Genomic DNA, 16048 nt, shown 5'->3' with positions numbered 1-16048 from the left:
CACGAAGCGAGCCACACGGCTCAGATGTCGTCGTCGGGTTGGCGTTCGGGCGGTTGCGGCGGCCACGACGACGAGCCGAGTTCGCGCGAGATGGTGCGCGCGGTCTCCCGGAGGTCGTTGAGCACCGGATCCTCCGGGGGCCATTCGCTCGTCGGCAGCACGACGGCGACCGCCGCGATCACGTTGCCGCTGGCATCCGAAACCGGCGCCGCGACCGACGACTCGCCGAGCACCGCCTCGTCTTGTTCGGTGGCTAGACCGCGCGCCGTGATCTGCGGGAGCAGGAGCGCGAGCTTGGCGGCATCCGTGATGGTGTCTCCGGTGAGGCTGCGCAGCTCTTTGCCGAGCACTTCGGCGGCGTAGTCGGCGTCGTAGGCGAGCAGCACCTTTCCCATCGCGGAGGCGTGGGCGGGAATCGTGAGGCCGGTTTCGAGCATCTGCTGACTGCCGTCGGGCCGGCGGTTGTGATGGATGATGATGACCTCGTCGAACAGCTCGGCGCCGAGTCGCACGGCGAGACCGGTGCGGCGGGCCAGCTCACGAGTCCAGCGCATCGCCCGGGCCCGCACGTCGAGGGTGTCGAGGTAGACGTTGCTGAGTTTCAGTAAGGCGGGGCCGAGCATGTAGCGATCGGAGCCGCGTTCCTTCGCGACGAGGCCGTGTTCGCGCAGCGACTTGACGATGCCGTGGACGGTCGACGGGGGAAGGTCGAGGGCGGCGGCGAGTTCGCTGATCCGCAAGTGGCGGGCGCCTTGGAGCAGCCGCAGCACGTTAGCTGCTCGATCGATCGCCTGGATCAACGCCGCCCCTTCCTTGGGTGGATTCCATTATGCGTGCGACAAGGACGTTGCTCGTTCGAAATCGACTCTTGACGTCACGGTGTTTCTGCAGCATATTCGACATTGTCGAATGGTGTTCCAAAGGTGGGACGTCGCGGGAGACCGCATCGACACCCCTAACCCCGCATGTCCAAAGGAGTACATATGGATGAGAACCGCATGTGGCAAAAGCTTGCAGCGGAGTTCCTCGGCACGGCGTTCCTGGTCTTCGTCGGAGTCGGCTCAGTGCCGGCCCTCGCGCTCGCGCGCGGCGGAGAACCGTTCACCGGCGCAGAACTCGGCGTGATCTCGCTTGCCTTCGGCACCATCGTCGTAGCCACCGTCTACACGTTCGGCTACATTTCCGGCAACCACATCAACCCCGCGGTGACCCTCGGCCTCGCGGTGTCGGGCAAGTTTCCGTGGAGAGAAGTTCCCGGCTACCTGATCGCTCAGGTGCTCGGTGCAACCGTCGGTGCGCTGGCGATCGTCGGAGTTCTCGGGATGCCGGCGAGCGAAGCCGGTCTCGGCGTCGCCGCCTACGGAGACATCCCGTGGTACCAGGCGTTCACGGCCGAGTTCGTCGGCACGTTCATCCTGGTGTTCACGGTGTTCGGCGTGATCCACCGCAAGGCGGCATCCGGATTCGCCGGAATCGTCATCGGTCTCGTCGTCTTCGCGGCGATCATCCCGGTCGCACCCGCGACCGGGGCCTCGATCAACCCGGCCCGCACCACCGGCCCCATGCTGATTCAGCAGCTCCTCGGCGGCGAAGTTCGGTGGGAGCAGTACCCGGTCTACATCGCGGCGGAACTGCTCGCCGGCGTTGCCGCCGCGCTGCTGTTCGGCCTGATCTCGAAGACCGCCGCCGACAAGGCCGCGGAGAAGAAGGAGAGCGTGCCCGCATGAAGAAGCTGATCAACGATCCTGAGGCTGTGCTCGCCGACGCCCTTGCGGGTATCGCCGCAGCCCACAGCGACCTGCGCGTCGACTTCACGAACCGCATCGTCTACCGGGCGATTCCCAAGGCCGACGGCAAGGTGGCGCTCATCTCGGGTGGCGGCTCCGGCCACGAACCGCTGCACGGCGGCTTCGTCGGCACCGGGATGCTCGACGCGGCGTGCGCTGGAGAGGTCTTCACCTCCCCGACGCCCGACCAGATGCAGGAGGCGACCAAGGTCGCCGATCGCGGGGCCGGCGTGCTCCACATCGTGAAGAACTACACGGGCGACGTCATGAACTTCGAGATGGCGGGCGAGCTCGCTGCCTCGGAGTCGGGCGTCGAGGTCGCGACGATCGTCACCAACGACGACGTCGCGGTGCAGGACTCCACCTGGACGGCAGGCCGTCGTGGGGTGGGCGTCACCGTGTTGCTCGAGAAGATCGTCGGCGCGGCGGCGGAGGAGGGGCGCGACCTGAAAGCCGTGCTCGCCCTCGCCGAGAAGATCAACGGCTCCGGCCGCTCGATGGGCATGGCGCTCACCAGCTGCACGGTTCCCGCCGCAGGCAAGCCGACCTTCGACCTGCCCGACGACATGATGGAGATCGGCGTGGGCATCCACGGTGAACCGGGCCGCCACCGCGTCCCGCTCGCCGGCGCTCGCGAGATCGCCGCGCAGCTCGTCGAACCGATCCTCGCCGACCTCGACTTCACTTCGGGCCCGTCGATCGTGATGCTCAACGGCATGGGAGGCTCGCCACTCATCGAGCTCTACCTGATGTACGGCGAGGTCGCGAAGCTGCTGGAGAAGGCCGGGGTGAAGGTCGCCCGCACGCTCGTGGGCAACTACATCACCTCGCTCGACATGGCTGGCTGCTCGGTCACCGTGCTGAACGCCGACGATGAGATCCTGAAGTTGTGGGATGCTCCCGTCGTCACCGGCGGACTCCGCTGGGGCGCCTGACCGGCACCGCGAAACACGAAGGACGATGGCGAAGAACATGAACGGCACGATTCCTCTCGACGCTCTGGTGAAGTGGCTCGAGTTGTTCCGCACCGAGGTGACGGAACAACGGGCCTACCTGACCGAACTCGACTCCGCGATCGGCGACGCCGACCACGGGGCCAACATGGCGCGCGGCATGGCCGCCGTCATGGACAAGCTCGAGACATCGACGCCGTCCACTGCAGACGAGCTGTTCAAGTCGGTCGGGATGACCCTGGTCACCTCGGTCGGCGGAGCGAGCGGGCCGCTGTACGGAACCTTCTTCCTTCGGATGGGCATGACCGCGGGCGCCGTCGCCGAATTCGACGGCGCGGCGCTCGCGGCCGCCCTCCGGGCCGGGCTCGACGGAATCGTCGCGCGCGGCAAGGCCGAGGCGGGAGACAAGACGATGTTCGACGCTCTCGCCCCGGCCCTCGACGCCTTCGACGCGGCGCTCGCCGACGGAACCCCGATCGCTGCGGCGGCCGAGGTCGCCGCCGATGCCGCGGAGGCCGGTCGCGACGCGACCGAGCCCCTGGTTGCCCGAAAGGGCCGTGCCAGCTACCTGGGCGAGCGGAGTGCGGGTCATCTCGACCCGGGCTCGGCCTCGAGCGCGCTGCTGATGCGGACGCTCGCCGACGTCCTTTCGGAGTTCGTGACGTGATCGGCATCGTCGCCGTCTCGCACAGCCTGCAGCTGGCCGAGGCGGCCGTCCGCCTCGCCCTGCAAATGGTGCCGACGGAGGCCCCCCGCGTGCTCGTTGCCGCGGGTGCGGGCACCGAGAAGGATGGCTCGCCCATCATCGGCACCGATGCAACCCGGGTCGCGGCCGCCATCGACGCTCTCGCCGACACCGATGGTGTGCTCGTGCTCATGGACCTCGGCTCGGCCGTGCTGAGCGCCGAGCTCGCCCTCGAATTGACCGCTTCTGCCGTAGAGGTGCGTCTGTCGGCGGCGCCCTTCGTCGAGGGGCTCCTCGCGGCCGTCGTGCGCGCGTCGGGAGGTGCGACCCTCACCGAGGTCGCCGCCGAGGCGGAGTCGGCGCTGGCACCCAAGCGCGGGCAGATCGGACAATCGGCGATGCCGGCCCCGAGCTCTGCGGCTATAGGGGCCGATCGAATCGTCGAACGCGCGACCCTCGTCAACCCGCTCGGCCTCCACGTTCGCCCTGCAGCCCTCGTCGCTACCGCCGTACGTTCGGCCGACGTCGCGATCCGGGTGACCCGCACGGGCGCGCTCGCGAACGCCGCGAGCCCCACCGCCCTCCTCTCGCTCGGCGCCCGTTGCGGCGACGAGATCGAGATCTCGGCCGCTCCTGCGGCCCGGGCGGAACTCGACCGCGTCGTCGCGCTCGTCATCGATGGGTTCGGCGAACGAGACACCGAGCCCGCAGCCGAGGCGCCAACCAGGGCCGACCCCCGTCGCCCGGTAGGGGTGAGCGCCGGCCGGGCGATCGGACCGGTCGTCCACCTCAGTTCCACCGTCGGCGAACCCGACCGCGGGCGTGCCCTGGTCACCCATGCCCGTGCTGCCGAAGTTGCGCGGCTTCGCGACGCAGCGGCCCAGGTGGCCGGCGACCTCGAGGCCCGCGCCGCCGCGGCGCGGGGCGAGGCCCGCGGCATCCTCACTGCGACGGCGCTGATGGCGCGCGACCCCGCGCTTCTCGATCCCGCTGCCGCGTCGATCGTCGATGACGGCACCTCGGCGCCGCGTGCCGTCTGGGATGCCGCCGCTGAGGTCGCCGAGACTCTCTCGGCACTCGGTGGCCGGATCGCGGAGCGTGCGGCCGATGTGCGGGATGTGCGTAACCGGGTGGTTGCCGCCCTGACCGGGCAGATGCTCGGCGGCGTGCCCGACCGCGCAGAACCCTTCGTCCTGGTCGCCCGCGACCTCGCCCCCGCCGATACGGCGACCCTCGACCCGGCGACGGTCACGGCACTCGTCACCGAGGAGGGCGGCCCGACCTCGCACACGGCGATCATCGCCCGATCGCTCGGAATTCCCGCCGTCGTCGCCGCGACCGGCGCGCTCGACATCCCCGAAGGCACCATCGTGCTCGTTGACGGCAGTACCGGGGAGGTGCGGCCCAATCCTGACGCCGCCACCGTCGCGGCGGTCGCCGCCGAGGCCGCCGCGGCCCGACCGGTGCGGCTCGACGCACCTGGAGCGACGCGGGACGGTCATCCGGTTGCGTTGCTCGCCAACATCGGCGACGCGCGCGGAGCCGAAGCTGCCGCCGAGGCGGGAGCCGAGGGGGTGGGGTTGTTCCGCAGCGAGTTCCTGTTCCTCGATCGCGCGGATGCTCCTGGTCGCGCCGAGCAGGTCGAGGCGTACCGCGCAGTGTTCGCGGCCTTCCCCGGGCGCAAGGTCGTCGTGCGCACCCTCGACGCCGGCGCCGACAAACCCCTGCCCTTCCTCACGGCTGACGCGGAAGAGAACCCCGCTCTCGGGGTGCGCGGGCTGCGTACCGCGCGCCGCCGACCCGAGGTGCTCAACGAACAACTCGCCGCGATCGCCGAAGCCGCCGCTGGGGAGACGGCCGACGTGCAGGTGATGGCGCCGATGGTCGCGACGCTCGACGAAGCCCGTGACGTCGTCGCGCGCTGCCGAGCGGTCGGTCTGGCGTCGGCCGGGATCATGATCGAGACGCCGGCGGCCGCGCTCCGCGCCGACGACCTTCTGGGCGCCGTCGACTTCGTCAGCATCGGTACCAACGACCTGACCCAGTACACGATGGCGGCCGACCGCATGATCGGTGAGCTCGCCGACCTCAACGACCCCTGGCAGCCGGCCGTGTTGCAGTTGGTGGCCGACGTCTGCCGTGCCGGCGAGCGCACCGGCACCCCGGTCGGGGTGTGCGGAGAGGCGGCCGCTGATCCGCTGCTGGCCGTCGTGTTCGTCGGCCTCGGCGTCGGTTCGCTGTCGATGACGCCGCGCGCGATGTCCGCCGTAGCCGAGGTGCTCGGATCCCTCACTCGGGCCGAGTGCGTCCGACTCGCGGAGGTCGCGCTTGCCGCGTCGACAGCCTCCGAAGCGCGCGCTGCGGCGAAATCCGCCCTCGAGGCTGCCTCGGTAGGCTGACCCCAGTCGTCCCGAGGGGTCTCGCATGTTCATCCGCCGCATCCTGCCGCTTACCGCCCTACTCGCCACGAGTGCGGTGCTGCTCTCCGGCTGCTTTCCTTTCACCTTCCCCGGTGGGGGAGGAGGCACGCAGACCGTCAACACCTCGACCGACGAGTCGGTCGATCCCGACCTCGAGGTCTTCTACAAGCAGGACCTCACCTGGTACGACCTCGGTAACCGGGTCGACGAGACCACGGTAACCGTGCCGCTCGACTGGGACGACCCGACGGGCGAGACGATCGAACTCGCCGTCGCTCGGCACAACGCGACCGGCGACTCGATGGGCTCGATGCTGATGAACCCAGGTGGCCCCGGCGGGTCCGGCTACGACTTCGTCGCCTACTCGGCGGCCTACATCGTTACCGGCGACGTGCTCGCGAACTACGACATCATCGGCTTCGACCCCCGGGGGGTCGGTCAGTCGACGGGCATCGAGTGTTACACCGACCCGGCCGACAAAGACGCGCTGCTCTACGACACCTTCGATGCCGACTACGGCACGCAGGCCTGGATCGACGAGCTGACGGTGCTTCAGACCGATTGGGTCGACTCCTGTGTCGAGAACACCGGCGACCTGCTCGGCAACCTCGACGCCGCGAGCGTCGCCCGCGACATGGATGTCATGCGCGCGGTGCTCGGCGACGAGAAGCTGACCTACCTCGGCTACTCGTACGGCACCTACCTCGGAGCGGTCTACGCCGAGCTCTTCCCCGAAAAGGTCGGCCGCATGGTGCTCGACGGGGCGGTCGATCCGCTCGTCGGAGACCTGGATGCCCTGGCCACCCAGATGGCTGGATTCGAGAGCGCCTACCGCGCGTTCCTCGAATACTGCTTCGGCAGCGGCGACTGCCCGTTCCGCGGCAGCGTTGAGTCGGCGATGCAGCAGACCGAGAACCTCATCCTCGACGCGGGCGACGACGGCCTCACTTCGAGCGACGGGCGGGTGCTCGACACTGCGACGATCGGCACCGGGCTCATCCAGAACCTCTACAGTCAGTCGCTCTGGTCGCGGCTCGTGCAGATGCTTGCCGACCTCGACGCCGGGGATGCCGAACTCACCTTTGAGAGCGCCGACGACTACAACGGCCGCAGCCCGGGGCCGTTCTACGACGGCAACGGCTACGACATCTACACGGCCGTCACCTGCAACGAGGGAACCCTGGGTACTGACGGCGTGACCCCGCTCGAAGGCCTCGCGGTCATCGACCAGAGGGCTCCGTTCCTCGGCTTCGCGACGGCGCTCGACGACTACGTCGCCCTCGACGTGACGTGCTCGAACTGGCCGTACCCGGCCGCCGAGATGCCGACCTCGTACTCCGCCGAGGGCGCCCCGCCGATCCTCGTCGTCGGCACGACGAACGACCCGGCGACCCCGTACTCGCAGGCGGTGTCGCTCGCGCAGCAGCTCTCGAGCGGCGTGCTCATCACCTACGAGGGCGAAGGCCACACCATCTACGCGGGTGGCGTCGCGTGTGTCGACGACGCGGTGGATGCCTACTTCCTCCGTGGCGAGGTGCCGAGCACCGACCCGATGTGCTGAGGTGACTTTCCGTTTTCAGGAAGTTGTGGGGCAGAAGTGGCTGGAGTCACCCCGCGAGACCTCAGAACCGAGCATCCGCCACTCCAGCCACTCCGATTCCTGAAAACGGAAAGCAGACGACAGCGGGATAGGGTCGGGCCGTGACCCGGCGACTGACGATGCTCTTCGCGGGGCTCGAGTCGCTTCTCGTGCTCGCGATCGGGGTCGCGATTCCGCTCGTGCCGCTCACGATCGTCTGGGCCGCGCACTTCGGTTTTGCGCCCGAATGGACGGTGTTCTGGCGGGCCGCGGTCGACGTCTGGCTGCTCGGGCACGGCGTCGACGTGGTCTTCACCCTCGACCCGCCGCTCGCGACGGCGCTCGGGCTGCCGGCAGCCGGCGACCCGGTGAAGGTCACCATCGCGCTGCTCGGGTTCGCGCTCCTCACCCTGCTGCTCGGCGCGCGCGCGGGCAGTCGGATCGCCGAGACCGGCCACCGGATGCTCGGCACCCTGACTGCGGTCGCCGTGTTCGCCGCCGCGTCGCTGGGAGTCACCGCGACAGCGCTTCACGTAGCCGCGCGGCCGTCGCTCGTGCAGGGGCTCATCCTGCCGGGGGCAATCTTCGGCGCGGGCGTCATCATCGGGGTGCTGCGTGCGCGTCGCGCGGGCGATCGCGACCGCTGGGGAGACTGGCTGGAGGATCGATCGCCCGGGCTGCGTGCCGCCGCCGGAGCTGCTCTCCGCGCCGGGGTCGGGGCCGTCGCGCTCACCGTCGCCGTCGCTGCGGTGCTGGTCGCCGTGCTCTTCGTGGTGCGGTTCCCCGACATGATCGGGCTCTACGAGGCCCTGCACACCGAAGTCGTCGGCGGTGTCGCGCTCACCGCCGGGCAACTCGCCGTGCTGCCCAACCTGGTGCTCTGGGCGGTCGCCTGGCTGGTCGGACCGGGCTTCGCGATCGGCGCCGGGTCGCACGTCTCACCGGTCGGCACGGCACTCGGGCCGATTCCGGCCCTTCCGATCTTCGGGGCGCTGCCGACGGGGGATTCGGCGTTCGGATTTGCGGGAGTGCTCGTGCCCGTCATCGCCGGGTTCCTCGTCGGGGTCGCGGTGCGTTCCGCGCTCGCCCGGACGCTCGGGTACCTCGGACCGCTCACCGTGCTCGGAGTTGCGGTCGGTGGCGGGATCGTCGGTGGCCTGCTGTCGGGATTCCTCGCGGCGGCCTCCGGCGGCGCGGCGGGACCCGGGCGGCTCGTCGAGGTCGGGCCCGACCCGATCGCGGTCGGGCTCGCCGCGACGGCCGAGTTCGCGGTCGCGATCGGAATCGGGCTGGCGGCGGCATCCCGACTGCCCTCCCGGCTGAGGGACTCCCGCGCGCATCGGTAGGCTGGGCGGGTGCTCCGGCTCGTCGTCCTCATCTCCGGGGGCGGGAGCAACCTCCGCGCCCTGCTCGAGGCGAGCGAAGACGCCGAGTTCCCCGCCCGGGTCGTCGCGATCGGGGCCGACCGCGACGCTGACGGCCTCGCGCACGGCGAGGAGCACGGCATCCCGACTTTCGTCGTGCCGTTCGGTGCGTTTGCGACGCGCGAGGAGTGGGGCGTCGAACTACTTGCCCAGGTGCGGCAGTGGGATGCCGACCTCGTCATCCTCTCTGGCTTCATGCGGCTGTTGCCGCCCACGGTGGTGACCGCGCTCGCCCCGAACCTGCTGAACACCCACCCCGCCTACCTTCCTGAGTTCCCCGGCGCGCACGGTGTGCGGGACGCGATCGCCGCCAGGGTTTCCGAAACCGGAGCGTCGGTGATCGTCGTCGACAACGGCGTCGACACCGGCCCCGTCGTCGCGCAGCAGCGGGTGCCCGTGCTGCCCGGCGACACCGAGGCGCGGCTGCATGATCGCATCAAGCTCGTCGAACGCGAACTGCTCGTGCAGGTCGTTCTCGACATCGCCAACTCCCACATCGACTTGAAGGAACTATGAGCGGCCCCGCTATCGACTCGTCCCTGTACCGCGAGCGCGACCTCGTGCCGATCAAGCGCGCGATCGTCGCGGTGAGCGACAAGACCGGACTCGTCGAACTGGCGCAGGCACTCGCCGATGCGGGCGTCGAGATCGTCTCCACCGGCGGAACGTCGGCGGCGATCGCGGCGGCAGGCATCCCGGTGACCCAGATCGGCGACCTCACCGGATTCCCGGAGCACCTCGACGGCCGCGTACGCACCCTGCACCCCAAGGTGCACTCGGGCTTGCTCGCCGACCTGCGGCTCGAGTCGCACGAGACCGAGCTGGCGACCTTCGAGATCGAGCCGTTCGAGCTCGCCGTGATCAACCTCTACCCGTTTGCGGCGACGGTCGCGTCGGGAGCCGAACCGGATGCGGTGGTCGAGCAGATCGACATCGGCGGCCCGGCGATGGTGCGGGCGAGCGCGAAGAACCACGCGAACGTCGCCGTCGTCACCGACCCGGCGCGCTACGGCGACATCGTGGATGCGCTCACCGCGGGCGGCACCACGTTGCTTCAGCGCCGCGAGCTGGCGCGCGAGGCCTTCCGGCACACGGCCAGCTACGACATCGCCGTCGCATCCTGGATCGGCAACGTGCTGGCGCCCGACGACGAAGGTAGCGGCTTTCCCGGCTGGATGGGTGCCTCGTGGGAGCGCGCCGACGTGCTGCGCTACGGCGAGAACTCGCACCAGCGCGCGGCGCTCTATACCAGCCCGAACGGCGTCGGAATCGCCCAGGCCCGGCAGGTGCAGGGCAAAGAGATGTCGTACAACAACTACGTCGACGGGGATGCGGCGGTGCGCGCCGCGTACGACCACGAAACCCCGACGGTAGCGATCATCAAGCACGCCAACCCGTGCGGCATCGCGACGGCCGCCACGATCGGCGAGGCACACGCCCTCGCGCACGCCTGTGACCCCGTTTCGGCGTTCGGGGGCGTCATTGCGGCGAACCGTCCGATCACGCGGGAGGCGGCTGAATCGATTGCGCCGATCTTCACCGAAGTCATCATCGCGCCGGGTTTCGAGCCGGGCGCTCTCGAGGTTCTCGCCGGCAAGACCAACCTGCGGCTCCTCGAGCTTCCCGCGGGCTTCGGCGACGGGCGCACCGAGTTCCGCCGCATCTCGGGCGGGCTGCTCGTGCAGACACTCGACAACCGGTTCACTCCCGCACTGCAGTGGAAGCTCGCCGCCGGCCCGGCCGCCGACGAGGGGACGCTCGCCGACCTCGAGTTCGCCTGGCGGGCTTGTCGCGCCGTGAAGTCGAACGCGATCCTGCTCGCCTCGGGCGGCGCATCGGTCGGTGTCGGAATGGGGCAGGTGAACCGGGTCGACTCGTGCAAGCTGGCCGTCGCCCGCGCCGGAGATCGCGCGAAGGGGAGCGTGGCGGCATCCGACGCGTTCTTCCCGTTCGAAGACGGGCCGCAGATCTTGCTGGATGCCGGGGTGAAGGCGATCGTGCAACCCGGCGGTTCGGTGCGCGACGACGAGACCATCGCGGCCGTCGAGGCGGCAGGCGTCACGATGTACTTCACCGGAGAACGACACTTCTTCCACTGACCGCTTCTTTCACTGATTCGGTGGCGGTCGACCGCCGCGCGACCTAGGCTGGAAGGCTGCCCTGCCACCAGGGCGGCACCTCTTTCCTCATGCCAGACACCCTCTCCGTCTCGACGCCCTCGCGCGCCGGGACCGCGCGCACCCTGATGCGCGTGCTCCCGTTCGTGCGGCCCGCCCTGCCGCGGATCATCCTCGGGATGGTCGCCGCACTGCTCGCCGGACTTGTGGCGCTCGGTCTCCCGCTCGTGTTGCAGTCGCTGGTCGACGGGCCGCTCGCCAGCGGCGACGCGTCACAGGTGTGGCCGGCGGCGGTCATCGTGCTCGTGCTCGGCGTGCTTGAGGCGGCGTTCATCATGGCGCGCCGGTTCCTGGTGCTGACCCCCGGTACGCACGTCGAGGCGGCGCTGCGCACGACGCTCTACGCCAAGTTGCAAGACCTGCCTGTCGCGTTCCACGACAAGTGGCAGAGCGGCCAGTTGCTCTCCCGGGCGATGAGCGACCTCGGGCTGATTCGCCGGTGGCTCTCATTCGGCCTCGTGTTGCTGATTGTGAACTTCATCATGATCGTCGTCGGGGCGATCGTGCTGTTCTTGTGGAGCTGGCTGCTCGCGCTCGTCTTTCTGGTGTGTTCGATCCCGCTGTGGATCTACGCCTACGTGTTCGAGCAGAAGTACTCGATCGTCGCCCGGCGCTCGCAAGACCAGCAGGGCGACCTCGCGACCGCGGTCGAAGAGAGCGTGCACGGCATCCGGGTGCTCAAGGCATTCGGCCGCGGCAAGTACTCCCTCGAGAAGTTCACCCGCCAGGCCGACCAGTTGCGCGGTACCGAACTCGACAAGGCCCGGGCGATCGCGAGCATCTGGCTATGGCTGCTGCTCGTGCCCGATGTCGCGTTCGCGCTCTGCCTGGGTGCCGGCGTGTGGCTGGTCGTCGATGGGCAGCTGACGAGCGGCGCCCTCGTCGCGTTCTTCGCGACGGCGACGGTGCTGCGCTTCCCCATCGAGTCGATCGGCTTTCTGCTGTCGATGACCTTCGACACCCGCACAGCCGTCGACCGGCTCTTCGAAGTCCTTGACTCGCCCAACCCGATCACCGACCCGGCCGACCCCTCCACCGTCACCGACCCCCGGGGGCGCCTCACGTTCGAAGACGTGCACTTTCGTTATCAGGATGCCCCGCCGGGCGTGCCCGACCTGGTCGACGGCGTCGACCTCGACCTCGAACCCGGCGAGACGATGGCGCTCGTCGGGCTCACCGGGTCAGGCAAGACCACGATCACGGCCCTGACCACCCGGCTCTATGACGTCACGGGCGGGGCGATCAAACTCGACGGCGTCGACATCCGCAATCTCACCCGCGAGGAGCTGCGCCGACGCATCGCGATGGCGTTCGAAGACGCCACCCTGTTTTCGGCCTCGGTGCGCGACAACGTACTGCTCGGGCGACCCGAGCTGACCGACGGCGGGGATGCCGTTTTGGCGGAGGCTCTTGAGATCGCCCAGGCCGAGTTCGTGGCCGAGCTGCCCGAGGGCGAAGACACCACTGTCGGCGAGGAAGGGCTCTCGCTGTCGGGCGGGCAACGTCAACGTCTTGCCCTGGCTCGCGCCGTTGCCGCGGCCCCGTCGGTGCTCGTTCTCGATGACCCGCTCTCGGCGCTTGACGTCGACACCGAGGCTCGGGTCGAAGCGGCCCTGCGTCGCGTACTCGCCACTACGACCGCGCTCATCGTGGCGCACCGGCCCTCCACCGTGCAGCTCGCCGACCGCGTCGCGCTGCTGCAGGACGGCAAAGTCACCGCGGTCGGCACCCATTCGCAGCTGCTCGCGACCAACGACCACTACCGGTATGTGATCTCGTCACTCGAGCCCGACAACCCCCGGGAGGTGGAGAAGTGAGCGTCACCGGAGTCGAAGGCGAAGAGCGCGGCGACTACACCCGCGACGAGAGTCGGCAGATTCGGGCGCGGTCGTTGCGCCTGCTCGGGTCGTTGTTGCGCCCGGTGCGTGCGCGCGTCATCGTCACGCTGTTGGTCGTCGTCATCAGCACCGCGGCGCAGGTGGCCGGGCCGGCGCTCATCGCGCTCGGCATCAACGCCGGGCTGCCCGCCGCCATCGACGGCGACTTCGTGCCTCTCGGCGTCGCCGTCGGTGCGTACCTCGCCACCGGAGTGATCGGGGCGGTACTGATCGCCTGGTACACGATGCTCTCGGCGCGGGTCAGTCAGGCGATCCTGTTCGACCTGCGGCGGCGCGTGTTCTTGCATGCGCAACGGCTGAGCCTCGAGTTCCACGAAAGGTATACCTCGGGGCGCATCATCGCCCGCCAGACGAGCGACCTCGAGTCGATCCGCGAACTTCTTGACTCCGGACTCAACGGCCTCGTGCGCGGGGTGCTCTACATGGCCTTTATCGGCGTCGCGCTCGTCGTGTTCGACTGGGTGAGTGCGCTCGTCATCGTGGGCGCGCTCGTGCCGCTCGCGCTGCTCACTCGCTGGTTCCAGACGCGGTCGCAGCGGGGATTCCGACTGACCCGTGTCGCGTCGGCTCGCCTCATCGTCAAGTTCGTCGAAACGATGACGGGTATCCGTGCGGTCAAGGCGTTCCGCACCGAGCAGCGCAACGATCGCGAGTTCGCGAGTCTCGTCGAGGACTACCGGGATTCCAATGCCAAGGTCATCAAACTGTTCGGTATCTACGACCCGGGCCTCGTGCTCATCGGCAGAACCGCGGTCGCCGTCGTGGTGCTGGTCGGTGGCTTCCGGGTGCTCGATGGGGGGCTCGAGATCGGCTCGCTCCTCGCGATCGTGCTCTACGTGCACCGCTTCTTCGACCCCGCCGAAGAGATGGCGATGTTCTACAACTCGTACCAATCGGCCTCCGCGGCGCTCGAGAAGATCTCGGGCGTGCTCGAAGAGGAACCGAGCGTTCCCGACCCGGTCGCGCCGGTCGACCTCTGGACCGCGAAGGGAACGATCGACTTCCGCGACGTGCGGTTTGCCTACGGCGACGACCGCATCGTCCTGCCCGACTTCTCGCTCTCCATCCCGGCGGGTCAGACCGTCGCGCTGGTCGGCTCGACCGGCGCAGGCAAGTCGACCCTCGCGAAACTGCTCGCGCGGTTCTACGACCCGACGGTCGGCACCGTCGATCTCGACGGCATCGACCTGCGGCGCCTCCACCCGAAAGATCTGCGCCGGGCCATCGTGATGGTCACCCAGGAGGCATACCTGTTCAGCGGATCGGTCGCCGAGAACATCGCGCTCGGAAAGCCCGACGCGACGCCGGACGAGATCGTCGCGGCCGCGCGCGCCGTCGGCGCAGACACCTTCATCGACAAACTCCCCGACGGCTACGACACCGACGTCAACAAGCGTGGCGGACGCGTCTCCGCGGGACAGCGGCAACTGCTGTCGTTCGCGCGCGCGTTCCTTGCCGACCCGGTCGTGCTCATCCTCGACGAGGCAACCGCATCGCTCGACATCCCGAGCGAGCGGCTCGTGCAGGAGGGTCTCACCACCCTCCTCGCCGATCGCACGGCGATCATCATCGCGCACCGACTGTCGACCGTCTCGATCGCCGACCGGGTGCTCGTCATGGAGCACGGCAAGATCGTCGAAGACGGCACGCCGGCCGACCTGATCGCCGGAACCGGTCGCTTCGCCCGCCTGCATGCCGCCTGGCGCGATTCGCTGGTTTAGCCCCGCCCCAAACCCTTCGATTCGTGCCGATTGGCGCGTGCTTGGATGTTTTCCCGCCAGTCGGCACGAATCGTCGGGGTTCGATGAGGGCTATCGGCGCGAAGGTTTCGCTCGACCCCGTTCACGCGGGGTCGTAGCGGGCGAGCCGAAGGTTCACCCGGTAACCGTCGTCGGTGGTGATGAGCGGTGTGCCTTCACCGCGGAAGTGCTCGAGGGCGCGATCCTCGTGCCCCGTGGCGGCGTGCCCCGACGCGCGGATGACCCGCCACCACGGAACATCCGACCCGTACCAGGACATGACGTTGCCGACAGCCCGAGCGGCGCGGGAGCCGAGGACCGCCGCAACATCCCCATAGGTCATCACGTAACCCGGCGGGATTGTGGCGACGATCTCAAGCACCGCCTCAGCGAACTCGGCGGCCGGGGCAGACCTCACAGGTCGAGCGCGCCCAGGTTCTCGCCGTACGGCGTCTGCCCGATGACGCGGAAACCGACCGACTCGAAGAAGGCGCCGGGCCCGGCGTCGCCGGCAGCCCAGACGACGGTCGCCCGCGAGAACCCGCGCTTGCGGGCTTCGTCGGCAAACGCCTGGATCGCGAAGCGACCCACGCCGCGACCCTGGGCCTCCGCGGAGACGTTGACGCGCCACAGCGCCGCGCGCAGAAATTCTTCGGGAGCGTCGGCGTCGAACGCGCCCATGATGTACCCGACCACCTGGCCGTCGTCGAGAATGACCCGGGGCCACGACCCGGAGGGGTCCAACTGCTGTTCGGTGTGGGTGTACGTCTCCGGTTCGAGGAAGTCCTCCTGGCCTGGCTTGAGCGTCAAACGGTTCGCGGCCGAGATGGTCTCGGCGTTCAGCTCGTTCAATCGCAGTTCACCCATGCGGTCCAGGCTAACCCGCTCCTGGCATGGCGGTCAGGGTATCTCGACGTCAAGATATCTCGCATGCCCGGTAGGCTGGTCGGCGGCCTCCACGAAAGGCCACCCGTCGAGAGGAAAACAGTGGTCGAGAAGATCAAGGTCGAAGGAACGGTCGTCGAACTCGACGGCGACGAGATGACGCGCATCATCTGGCAGTTCATCAAGGACCGCCTCATCCACCCCTACCTCGACGTGACCCTCGAGTACTACGACCTCGGCATCGAGCACCGCGACGCGACCGACGACCAGGTCACGATCGACGCGGCCCACGCCATCCAGAAGCACGGTGTCGGCGTGAAGTGCGCCACGATCACCCCCGACGAGGCCCGGGTCGAAGAATTCGGCCTCAAGAAGATGTGGAAGAGCCCGAACGGCACGATCCGCAACATCCTCGGCGGCGTGATCTTCCGCGAGCCGATCATCATCTCGAACATCCCGCGCCTCGTGCCCGGCTGGAACAAGCCGATCATCGTCGGCCGT

General features: G+C 68.9%; 14 protein-coding genes. 11 read left to right on the top strand and 3 right to left on the bottom strand.

Features of this window, described 5'->3' with window-relative positions; genetic code table 11:
* Positions 1-20: 20 nt before the first annotated feature.
* Positions 21-800: an IclR family transcriptional regulator gene (locus RMO30_RS09175; RefSeq protein ID WP_309712313.1), complete on the bottom strand. Its 780-nt coding sequence runs from the start codon at positions 798-800 to the stop codon at positions 21-23.
* A 183-nt stretch (positions 801-983) separates the two neighbouring features.
* Between RMO30_RS09175 and RMO30_RS09170 the strand changes: the two genes are divergently transcribed.
* The 10 genes from RMO30_RS09170 to RMO30_RS09125 all read left to right on the top strand — a co-directional run bounded on the left by RMO30_RS09170 (position 984) and on the right by RMO30_RS09125 (position 14644).
* Positions 984-1727, top strand: a complete 744-nt coding sequence (locus RMO30_RS09170) for an MIP/aquaporin family protein (RefSeq protein ID WP_309712310.1) — start codon at positions 984-986, stop codon at positions 1725-1727.
* Positions 1724-2722 carry a dihydroxyacetone kinase subunit DhaK gene (gene dhaK, locus RMO30_RS09165; RefSeq protein WP_309712307.1) on the top strand — a complete coding sequence of 333 codons (999 nt, stop codon included), beginning with the start codon at positions 1724-1726 and terminating at the stop codon, positions 2720-2722. Before RMO30_RS09170 ends, dhaK begins: the two co-directional genes overlap by 4 nt.
* A 25-nt stretch (positions 2723-2747) precedes the next feature.
* Complete coding sequence (dhaL, locus tag RMO30_RS09160) at positions 2748-3407, top strand: dihydroxyacetone kinase subunit DhaL (RefSeq protein WP_309712306.1); 660 nt, start codon at positions 2748-2750, stop codon at positions 3405-3407.
* Positions 3404-5824 carry a phosphoenolpyruvate--protein phosphotransferase gene (gene ptsP / locus RMO30_RS09155; RefSeq protein ID WP_309712304.1) on the top strand — a complete coding sequence of 807 codons (2421 nt, stop codon included), beginning with the start codon at positions 3404-3406 and terminating at the stop codon, positions 5822-5824. The genes dhaL and ptsP overlap by 4 nt, the downstream gene beginning before the upstream one ends.
* A 25-nt stretch (positions 5825-5849) precedes the next feature.
* Positions 5850-7406 carry an alpha/beta hydrolase gene (locus tag RMO30_RS09150; RefSeq protein WP_309712301.1) on the top strand — a complete coding sequence of 519 codons (1557 nt, stop codon included), beginning with the start codon at positions 5850-5852 and terminating at the stop codon, positions 7404-7406.
* A 140-nt stretch (positions 7407-7546) separates the two neighbouring features.
* Positions 7547-8770 carry a DUF6350 family protein gene (locus tag RMO30_RS09145; RefSeq protein WP_309712298.1) on the top strand — a complete coding sequence of 408 codons (1224 nt, stop codon included), beginning with the start codon at positions 7547-7549 and terminating at the stop codon, positions 8768-8770.
* Positions 8771-8779: 9 nt separating this feature from the next.
* Positions 8780-9364, top strand: a complete 585-nt coding sequence (purN, locus tag RMO30_RS09140) for a phosphoribosylglycinamide formyltransferase (protein ID WP_309712294.1) — start codon at positions 8780-8782, stop codon at positions 9362-9364.
* Entirely contained in the window at positions 9361-10947 is a 1587-nt protein-coding gene (gene purH / locus RMO30_RS09135) for a bifunctional phosphoribosylaminoimidazolecarboxamide formyltransferase/IMP cyclohydrolase (protein ID WP_309712291.1), read from the top strand. The genes purN and purH overlap by 4 nt, the downstream gene beginning before the upstream one ends.
* 89 nt (positions 10948-11036) lie before the next feature.
* Positions 11037-12842, top strand: coding sequence for an ABC transporter ATP-binding protein (locus RMO30_RS09130; protein WP_309712289.1), 1806 nt, complete (start codon positions 11037-11039; stop codon positions 12840-12842).
* Positions 12839-14644, top strand: a complete 1806-nt coding sequence (locus RMO30_RS09125) for an ABC transporter ATP-binding protein (protein ID WP_309712286.1) — start codon at positions 12839-12841, stop codon at positions 14642-14644. The genes RMO30_RS09130 and RMO30_RS09125 overlap by 4 nt, the downstream gene beginning before the upstream one ends.
* Positions 14645-14765: 121 nt before the next feature.
* Here the strand turns inward: RMO30_RS09125 and RMO30_RS09120 are convergent, their stop codons facing one another.
* Together RMO30_RS09120 and RMO30_RS09115 are read right to left on the bottom strand one after the other, a co-directional pair.
* Positions 14766-15080: an MGMT family protein gene (locus tag RMO30_RS09120; protein ID WP_309712284.1), complete on the bottom strand. Its 315-nt coding sequence runs from the start codon at positions 15078-15080 to the stop codon at positions 14766-14768.
* Positions 15077-15529: a GNAT family N-acetyltransferase gene (locus RMO30_RS09115; protein ID WP_309712281.1), complete on the bottom strand. Its 453-nt coding sequence runs from the start codon at positions 15527-15529 to the stop codon at positions 15077-15079. Before RMO30_RS09115 ends, RMO30_RS09120 begins: the two co-directional genes overlap by 4 nt.
* Positions 15530-15592: 63 nt before the next feature.
* On the opposite strand from RMO30_RS09115, the gene RMO30_RS09110 reads away from it, so the two are divergent.
* A partial coding sequence (locus RMO30_RS09110; RefSeq protein ID WP_309712278.1) for an isocitrate/isopropylmalate family dehydrogenase occupies positions 15593-16048 on the top strand: 456 nt, incomplete at its 3' end.

This window comes from Pseudolysinimonas sp., from assembly GCF_031389465.1.
GTDB lineage: Bacteria > Actinomycetota > Actinomycetes > Actinomycetales > Microbacteriaceae > Pseudolysinimonas_A.
This window is presented reverse-complemented; position numbering and strand designations above follow the sequence as displayed.